Raw genomic sequence first — 9,393 nt, forward strand, 5'->3', positions numbered from 1 at the left:
CCGACCGGATCGTCCCGTCCGAGACCTGGATCAGGTCGACCGACAGGTCGAGTTCGGTTGCGCCTTGGCCGAGCGGCTCCACTGCGCTCCGCGCGCCGCCGAGCTCGAGGACGGGCGGGGTGCTGTTCTGCATGGTCAGCATGACCTGGAAGAGTGGGTGCCGGCCGGCCGAACGGACCGGGTTGAGCCGCTCCACCAAGCGTTCGAACGGCACGTCCTGCTGTGCGTGGACCGCCATGTCCTGCTCACGGACACGACCCAGCAACTCCCGGAATGACAGCTCACCGTGCAGGTTGGTCCGCAACACGACCGTGTTGACGAAGCATCCGACCAATCCAGCCAAGGCGTCGTCGTCGCGACCGGCGACCACGGTCCCAATCGGGATGTCCGTGCCGGCGCCGTACCGGTGCAACACGACCGCGAGCGCCGCGCGGAACACCATGAACAGTGTCGCCCCAGATTCCCTGGCCACGGTGGCAATCCGACGACAGAGGTCGGGTGCGAAGGTGTGCGAGACCGTTGCGGAGGAGAAGGCGCTGCGCGGGCGGTCCACCGGCAGTGGGAGCTCCGTGGGCAGGCTGTCCAATTCTCGTTCCCAGTAGGCCAGCTGCCGCGAGACCAGCGACTCCGGGTCGTCCTCGGAACCCAATCGGTCCCGTTGCCAGAGCGCGTAGTCGGCGAACTGGACCGGCAGCGGTGCCCACGTCGGAGGTCGGCCACCGCACCGGGCGCGGTAGGCGGTGCTCAGGTCGGTCGCGAGGATCCCCGCCGACCAGCCATCGCTCATCACATGGTGAGTCACCATGAGCAGCACGTGGGAATCCGGGCCAAGCGCGAACACCACGACAGCGAAGGCAGGTTCGGTGGCCAGGTCGAACCGGCGGTCGGCCGCGTCCCGCAGGGCGCCGGGCAGGCCGCCCTCGTCGATGTCGATGTGAGTCAGGGCAACCTCGACCGGGGGGTGGACCCGCTGGCACGGCACGCCCTCCTCGATCGGGAAGGTCGTCCGCAGGATCTCGTGCCTGGCCACGACATCCGCGAGGGCGGCGCGCAAGCAGCCGAGGTCGAGTCCACCGACGATCCGGAAGGCGACCGACGAGTTACGCGGTCGTGCCTCGGGAGTGAGACCGTGGACGAACCACAACCCGTTCTGCCCCGCGGACAACGGGATCCGGTCTGGTCGGACGAGCTGCCGCAACGGAACCCGCGCGGGTTCCGCGCTCTCCAGGGCGGCTGCCAAACCAGCCACGGTCGGGGTTGTGAAGACCTGACGTAGATCGGTCTCTACCGCCAACGCCGACCGGATGCCCGCGACGAGCCGGCTCGCCAACAGGGAATGGCCGCCGAGTTCGAAGAAGTCGTCATGGGCGCCCACCGACTCGAGACCGAGCAGGTCGGCGAACAGGCCCGCCAGGGTCATCTCCCGCGTGGTCCTCGGCGCGACGCGGGCAGCGGCAGCGAAGTCCGGGGCGGGAAGAGCCTCGACGTCGATCTTCCCGTTGGCAGTGAGGGGAAACTCGTCGACCGAGACAATCGCAGTGGGCACGAGGTGGGCAGGCAACATCTGACGCAGGTAATCCCGCAACGAGGGCAACGGTTCGTCGCCATGCGGGAGGATGTAGCCGACGAGGAACTGGCCGCGCACGGTGTCGGTTCGCGTTGTCACCACGGCCTGCCGGACACGGGCATGACCAGCCAGTGCGGCCTCGATCTCGCCGGGCTCCACGCGGACGCCGCGGATCTTCACCTGCGTGTCCGCCCTACCGACGTACATCAGCTCGCCGTCGCCGGTGCGGCGCACCAGGTCGCCGGTGCGGTACATCCGACCGCCGGGGGCGGCCACGAACCGCACGGCCGTTTCCGCGGGAGCCCCTAGGTAGCCCCGCGCCAACCCCGCCCCGGTGAGGTACAACTCACCCACCACACCGACAGGCACTGGCCGCAGGTCACGGTCCAGCACCCGCAGGCCGGTGCCAGGCACACTGTCGCCGAGCGGTGGAACCCGTTGGCCTGTCACGGGTTCGCTGATCGTTGCCGTCACGGTCGACTCGGTCGGGCCGTAGGCGTTGTGCAGCCGGACATGTGCACCCCAGTAGCCGACGACTTCCGGGTCGCCCGACTCACCACCGATTACGACCACGCGCAGTGTCGGCAGTTTCCGCCGGGGCACGGTCGCCAGCACCTGCGGAGTCAACTGGATATGGGTAATCGCGTGGTCGGTCAGCTCGGCCGCGAGATCAGCGCTGACGAGCGCCCGACGGCGTGGCAGTACCAGGGTCGCCCCGCTGAGCAGTGCCATGCACATGTCTGCGATGGCCACGTCGAACGTCGGCGGCACCCAGTGCAGGACGCGTCCACCGGGGCCGACCGGCAGGGCGGCGGGCAGCGCGGCGATACCGGCGTGCCGGACCAGGACCGGTTTCGGTTCTCCGGTGGAACCAGACGTGAAGATCAGATACGCGGAGTTGTCCAGCCGCAGTGACGGCTCGACCGGCTCGTCGGACCCGGACGCCCAGGCATCGTGCGGGTCAAGGACGGGCACGGCCAACCCGCTCTCCGGGCCGACAAGCAGAACCGGACGAGCGATGGTCACCAGGGTCCGCAGCCGGTCCGCGGGCAGTTCGGGATCCAGCGGCAAGTAGACAGCGCCGGCCTTGAGCACGCCCAGAAACGTGACCACCGACTCGACCGATGGCTGGAGCAGAACGCCCACCACGTCCTCGGGACCGATCCCGCGCTCGGCCAACCTGCGGGCGATCCGATTGGCTCGGCGGTCCATCTCCGCGTAGTCAAGGCGGATTCCTTCGCTCTCCAGCGCGATGGCGTTGGGTGTGCGCGCCACCTGCCGCGCGAACAGGTCCGGCAGTGCCGCCGCGGCGAGTTCGGCCGGATCGTTGCCGGTCGGGTCGGGCAGGGTGAGCTCGCCGATCGCCCGGTCCGGGTGGTCGAGGGCCGCCATGGTGAGCGAGATCCAGTGCCGGGCCAGCCTGGCGATGGTGGTCTCGTCGAAGATTTCGGCGCGGTACTGCACCTCCAGCGACCAAGTCCGTCCAATGTGGACCTGCCAGCTGATATCGGTCTTGGCCGCGCGGCGGTCCAGAATCACCTCGGTCAGCCGGCACGCACCGAACCGGACGTCCCCGGCCAGCTCCTCCTCGACACCGAACACGACCTGGGCCAGCGGCCCTCCGGCGCTGTTCCCGATGAGCCGCAACAGGTCCCGCAGCGGCACGTCCTGGTGAGCGGTCGCGGTCCAGATGGTCTCCGCAACCTGGGCGCGCAGTTCGTCGAACGCCAGGCTCGCGTCGACGTCCACGCGGATCGGCAGGACGCTGGTCAGCAGGCCGACCACCTGCTCCAGCTCCGGACGAACGCGCGCGCTCACGGCGGCGCCGATCAACAGGTCCGCCTGCGCCGTGTACCGGGACAGCGCCACGGCGAGCGACGCGAGCAGCGTGACGAACGGGCTCTTCTCGCCATAGCCGCCGTGCAGCGCAGCACGCATCCGTGCCGGCAGTTCGCACCGGAAGGTGCTGCCGACTGTGGCCGGTGACACCGGGCGTGCACGGTCGGTGGGCAAGTCGAGCTCGACAGGCGCGCCCAGGAGCGCCGTCGTCCAGTAGTCGTCCGCGGCCGCGGAAGGCATGTCGGGACAAGGCACGACCGGCAGAGGCGTGTCGCCGGCGGTCGTGAGGTCGGTGTAGCGGGCGGCGACCGTACGCAGAAGCAGGCCCAGCGATGCACCGTCGAAAGCGATGTGGTGGGCGACAACCGCGAGCAACGCTCGCTCGTCCGGCAGCCTGGCCAGCCCGATGCGGATCGGGGGCTCGGCGGCCAGATCGATCGGACGTCGGGAAAGGTCCTCGGCCCAGGCGAGCGCATCGCTGTCGGTGTCGAAGTCTGCCTGGGCGAAGGGGAGCACAGGATCGGCGGACACAGTCCGGCGCGGTTCGCCGCCATCGTCGGCGAACCGCGAACGCAGCATCTCGTGCGCGGCCACGAACTCGGTCAGCGCCTGCCGGAGCAGATCGAGGTCGAGTCTCCCGTCGACCCAGTAACCGGTGGCCATGATGTACGCGGCCGTGCCCGGGTTGGCCTGCTCGAACAGCCAGACGTCTCGTTGAGCTTCGCCAATGCCACCGGTCCGCATTGTCACCGTTTCGCTCTTCCCGTCGCGAATCACTGGAACGTCTTCTCGCTCGAAGCCACCACGCAAGCCAGCTCGGCCAGTGACGGATTGCGGAACACCGACAGCACGGACACCTTCGCACCGAGCGTCTGCTCGACCCGGGCGACCATTCGGACCACATCCAGGGATCGGCCACCCAGGTCGAAGAAATCAGCGGACGCGTCGATGCCGGCCGCGGGCCGATTGAGCACCTCGGCCCAGATCCCGGCCAGCGTGGCCGCCAGCTCACCGTCCGGCCCGGCCTCCTTCGGCCCGGCCTCCTTCGGCCCGGGTGTCGTACCCGCCTCAGTGGCCACCAATCGGGTGTGGACCAGCGGCGAGAGCCGCGTGGTGGGGTGTTCGGAGTCGGCGCAGACCTCGGCGAGCACCGCAAGGTAGTCCTGGACGAGCTGCTCGACTATCTCGCGGTCGAACAGGGCTGTTCGGAACGTGGCGGCGCCGCACAGACCGGGTCCGGTGTCGACCAGCCGAACCGACAGGTCCATCTTGGATGTTCCGGTCGATATCTCCCGGGGCGCCACGGCCAGGTCGCCGAGCCGTAGCTCCGGATACGCGGTGTCGTACTCGAACAGCACGGTGGGCAGCCGGCCACCGGTGGCCCTGCGCTGCCGATCCTGTGCCCGCAGCGTGGCGAGCCTCAGTTCCTCGACCAACTCGGCGAACGTCGGATCGCCGGCGAACCCAGCCCGCAGCGCCACGACCGTCACGAATGTGCCCACAACGTCCCGGACGTCGGATTCGGCGCGACCGGCGAACGGCGACCCGACCACGATGTCCAGCCAGCTGGTGGCATGGTGCAGGACCAGCTGGAACGCGGCGAGCAACACCACGTAAGGCGTGGTCCCCAGCCTTCTGGCCACGTCCTGCACGGCGTCCGTGTCGGTGACCACGAACGAAACCTCGTCGCCCGCGGTGGTGACCTCAACCGGCCGGGCAGACCGGCCGGAGAGTGCGAGCGGCGGCCAGATTTCTGTGCCCTGCACCCGATCTTCCGCACCAGAAGGCCAAGAGATGTCCGCATAGGACTGCGCTGAAGTCGGCAGGATGTTGTTCCGGCAGGCAGCGGCGATCTCGTCGATGACGATCCGCCAGGACCAGCCGTCGATCACCAAGTGGTGGCATACCAGCAGAAGCTCACGCCCGCCGGGCAGGTTCACCAACGCGGCGCGCACCAGCGGCCCACTGCCCTGGTCGAACGGTCGGCTCGCCGACTCGGCCAGCAGTGCCTCCGCGGTAGCCCGATCCGCCGCCTGAAACCGGCCCACGACCGGCACGTCCGCGTCGAACTGTTGCGTGGGCACACCGTCAGTGACCGTGAGCCTGGTGCGGAAGACTTCGTGCCGGTGCAGCACTTGGGACACCGCCCGGCACACGACGTCCTCGTCAACGGCCTCGGGCAGCGCGAACGCCAAGGCGACGTGATAAGCCGATGGGCCCGTGGCCAACTGCTCGGCAAGCCAGATCCGTTCCTGAGCGAGTGACAGCGGGACGGAGCGACGGGCACGCCGGGCCGCATCCACCTCGGCAGCCACCGCCCTGGTCGTGGCGGTCGAGAACAGCACGTCCAACGGGAGGTCCACGCCGAAGCGGTCGGCGATCCGACCTGCCGCGACGATGGCCAGCATCGATTGACCGCCGACTGCGAAAAAATTCGCATCCGGACTAATGTCCGCTATTTCCAAAACCTCGCACCAGATCGACGCGATCGCGCGTTCGGTCGACCCGGAAATGTCGTCCCCCATTTGGTGACCCCTCTCGACCTCGCCGCAGGACAGCCGTTCACCTGCTTCGGAGTGCTGCAGCCAATGTGCCATGGGCAGCGTGACAATCACGTGATAGCGCCGTGACGACTCACCGGATATGCCAGTACCGCACTGGACAAGACGGGGCGCCAAATCTATGAATTGATGGGCTTCATCCGCGGAAATACCTAGGGGGCGTGATGACCAATCCGTTCGAGGACGAGGACGGCCGTTACCTGGTGCTGGTCAACGACGAGGGCCAGCACTCGCTCTGGCCGGTCCAGGTGGACGTGCCCGCGGGCTGGCGGACGGCGTTCGGCGAAGACACCCGCCAGGCGTGTCTGGACTACGTAACCGAGCACTGGCAGGACATGCGACCGCTCAGCCTGATCGAGGCCATGGACCACTGAGCGCCAGCCCGACACGAGAACAGGATCGTCATGCCTGCAGGAACCTCGGCCAGGCCAGCCCGCGAACGCGAGGCCTGGTCCGTGACCAGAATGAACCGCGCGCTCGGCGACGACGCCGCAATGACGCTGCGCGCGTTGCGCGATGACTACGACACCCTCACCCGCCTCGAACGCGGTGCCCTGGACACCGAGGCGCTGTTGGCCCGTGGCCGGGCGTTGCGTGACGAGCTACTCGACCGGCACGCGTCCGCCATTTACCACGACGTCACCAACGGGCTGACTACCCCGCTGCGGTTGGCGGAGCTGGTACGGGTGGTGGCCGACCGCTTTCCCGGGCTCGTGCCGTCAGCGAATGCGGTGGCTAAGGAACACGTCCGGACCCGCCGGGACAAGCTGGGGGTGGAGGTCGACCAGGGCATCCTGGTCGCGCACCTGCTCGCCGACCCCGTCACCGGTGAACACCTGATGGAAGCAATGACCCTGCCGCATCCCCGGTCCGCGGCCGCGCTGGCCGAGGTGCGCCGGACCGGCGCGGTCGACCTCGGCTCGGTGCGGGTGGACCGGCGGGGGCGCGTCGGCCACGTCACCCTCCAAAACGTCCAATCGCTCAACGCGGAAGACGCGGAGACGACCGAGGCGCTGGAGATCGCCGTGGACGTGGTCCTGCTGGACGACGAGATCGACGTCGGAGTCCTGCGCGGCGCCCAGATGACGCACCCGAGGTGGGCCGGCCGCCGGGTGTTCGGCTCCGGCATCAACCTGACCCGCCTGCGTGACGGCCGTATCCCGCTGGTGGAGTTCTTCCTGGAGCGGGAGCTCGGCGTGATCAGCAAGATCCATCGAGGCCATCCCCGCGACGGACGGGGACCGTCCGACGCGCGGCACGAGAAGCCGTGGATCGCGGCCGTCGACAGCTTCGCGATCGGCGGCGCGTGCCAGTTCCTGCTCGTGGTCGACCACGTTATCGCCGAGACCGATGCGTACTTCAGCCTGCCGGCGACCCGTGAGGGCATCATCCCCGGCTATGGCGGTGGCCGGCTGGCCAGGGCGATCGGCGAACAGCGCGCCAAGCACGTCGTGTTCTTCAGCGACCGCATCCCCGCGTCCACTTCGGACGGACGACTGCTGGCCGGCGACGTCGTGCCGGCCGAGGACATGCAGGCCCGTATCGACTCAGCGGCCGAGCAGCTCACCCGCGCGGGCATGCGAAGCGTGCAGGCCAACCGCCGGGCTCTGCGGCTGGCCACCGAACCGCTCGACACGTTCCGCGAAGTGATGTCCGCGTACGCGCGAGATCAGGCCTACTGCGTGGACGACCCGGCGTTGGTCACCAATCTGGAGCGCGTGTGGCCGGCAGCTAGGAGGTCGGCATGACCGCCACCAGCGCACTCACCGCCTCCGGCCGGACCCGGGCACTGCTGCTACTCGCCTCCGGCGCCGGGATCTCCGCGCTCGGATCGCAGGTGAGCTGGATCGGGTTGACGAGCAAGCTCCAGGGGGTCGGCGTCTACGCGGTCTCCGGGCTGTTCATAGCCGCCACCGCGGGCAACGTCGTGGGCGCACCGGTTGCCGGCCTCCTGGCGGACCGCTACCGCAATCGGCCGTTGCTGATCATCGCCATGGCAGTGCAAGGGCTGCTCTTGCTGAGCCTGCTCGTCACCTTCTCCCCGGCGCTGACCTGGGTGACGGTCGCCCTGGTGGGCATGTCCGGGTGTGTGGTCGGCACGACGACGGCCGCGCTGGTGCCGCACATCACCGGCGAGGAAGACAGCATGCGCGGATACTCGTGGCACGGCACCGCGATGACCGTCGGCAGCCTCGGCGGCGTCGTGCTCGGTGGCGTACTCGCGTCCACCGTCGGAGTGCAGTGGGCACTGCTGATCGACGGGCTCACCTCCCTCCTACAGGCCGGGCTGATGGCGGCCATCCGCGCTGACCGCGTGCCCCGTCGCGACCGCAAGACCGAGACAGACGGGCGACGTGACGGCCTTTCCCACGTGTTGGGAGACATCCGCCTGGGCACCCGGTTGCTCGCCCAGTTCTTCGTGGTGTGCGCGACAACCGTGGCCTTCCTCGGTGAGATCTTCCTGATCACGGATGTGATGCACGCGACCGCGTTCTGGTACGGCCTGATGGTCGGCTGCTGGGGCTGCGGTGCGTTGTTGGGTTCCACCCAGGCGCGCCGGCTCCGCGACGACCGCCTGCGCGCCGTGGCGTACGTCGCAGGGGTGACCGGCCTGACCGTGGCATTGTTCACGCCTGTGGCATGGCCGTTCTTGCTGGCCAACGGGCTGGGCTGGTTCGCGGGCGGAGCCTGCCGCTCACTGTCCAATGTGCTTACCAATGTGTTTGTGCAGGCGCACACGCCGGATGAGTACCGCGGCCGAGTGTTCGCCGCCGCGGACTCCGTGACGGTCGCAGCCAACCTTGTGGGCACGGCGGCCGGTGGCGCGTTGGTCGTCGCCATCGGCCCTCGCGGGTCGCTGGCCGCCGCCACCGCCGCGTGCGCGGTGGCGGCGATAGTGGCGTTCAGCGCGCATGTCGTCATACGGCGGAGCGGTGACACGTGACGGCCCGGTTCACCGCGTGGCTGACCGGGTCTGGCTCGTTGCTCCAGTCCTGTGGCGACGTCCTGGTGCGGCGCGGCCACCGGGTCACCACGGTGATCGCGACGGACGATTCCGCGCTGCGCTGGGCAGCTCGCCATGGCATCCCGTGCGCGCAGAGGCTGGACGCGGCGGCCACCGAGCCGCCGGACTATCTGTTCAGCCTGGCCAACCCGGCCATCCTTGCCGCCGCCGAACTGCGTGTGCCGCGCAGGTTCGCGGTCAACAACCACTATGGTCCGTTGCCCGCGTACGCCGGCCTGAATGCCCAGCACTGGGCGGTCATGCGGGGTGAACGGACGTACGGGATCAGCTGGCACGTGATGTCGCCCGGCATCGACGACGGGGACCTGTTGCTACAGCGGACCTTCGACGTCCCGGCCGGGGCCACCACCTTCGACCTGAACGTGACGTGCCTGCGGGAGAGCATCGGAACCTTTCCGTCC

General features: G+C 69.0%; 5 protein-coding genes and 1 pseudogene. 4 read left to right on the top strand and 2 right to left on the bottom strand.

The window, feature by feature from the left end; all coding sequences use genetic code 11:
• Positions 1 to 4 precede the first annotated feature (4 nt).
• Positions 5 to 4,150, bottom strand: a pseudogene (locus KUTG_RS56480) (amino acid adenylation domain-containing protein); the annotation flags it as partial.
• A gap of 29 nt (positions 4,151 to 4,179) precedes the next feature.
• Positions 4,180 to 6,003: a condensation domain-containing protein gene (locus KUTG_RS53675; RefSeq protein ID WP_157494675.1), complete on the bottom strand. Its 1,824-nt coding sequence runs from the start codon at positions 6,001 to 6,003 to the stop codon at positions 4,180 to 4,182.
• 128 nt (positions 6,004 to 6,131) lie between these two features.
• On the opposite strand from KUTG_RS53675, the gene KUTG_RS20550 reads away from it, so the two are divergent.
• From KUTG_RS20550 to KUTG_RS20565, 4 genes are all read left to right on the top strand, one after another.
• The gene (locus KUTG_RS20550; protein WP_043718855.1) at positions 6,132 to 6,341 is read left to right on the top strand and encodes an MbtH family protein; all 210 of its coding nucleotides are present in this window, start codon (positions 6,132 to 6,134) and stop codon (positions 6,339 to 6,341) included.
• 90 nt (positions 6,342 to 6,431) lie between these two features.
• A complete protein-coding gene (locus tag KUTG_RS20555; RefSeq protein WP_052395097.1) occupies positions 6,432 to 7,715 on the top strand; it encodes an enoyl-CoA hydratase/isomerase family protein in 1,284 nt (427 codons plus the stop codon).
• The gene (locus KUTG_RS20560) at positions 7,712 to 8,911 is read left to right on the top strand and encodes an MFS transporter (protein WP_043718856.1); all 1,200 of its coding nucleotides are present in this window, start codon (positions 7,712 to 7,714) and stop codon (positions 8,909 to 8,911) included. Before KUTG_RS20555 ends, KUTG_RS20560 begins: the two co-directional genes overlap by 4 nt.
• A partial coding sequence (locus tag KUTG_RS20565) for a formyltransferase family protein (RefSeq protein WP_043718858.1) occupies positions 8,908 to 9,393 on the top strand: 486 nt, incomplete at its 3' end. The genes KUTG_RS20560 and KUTG_RS20565, both read left to right, overlap by 4 nt.

Origin of the sequence: Kutzneria sp. 744, from assembly GCF_000568255.1 — a bacterium.
Classification (GTDB): Bacteria; Actinomycetota; Actinomycetes; order Mycobacteriales; family Pseudonocardiaceae; genus Kutzneria.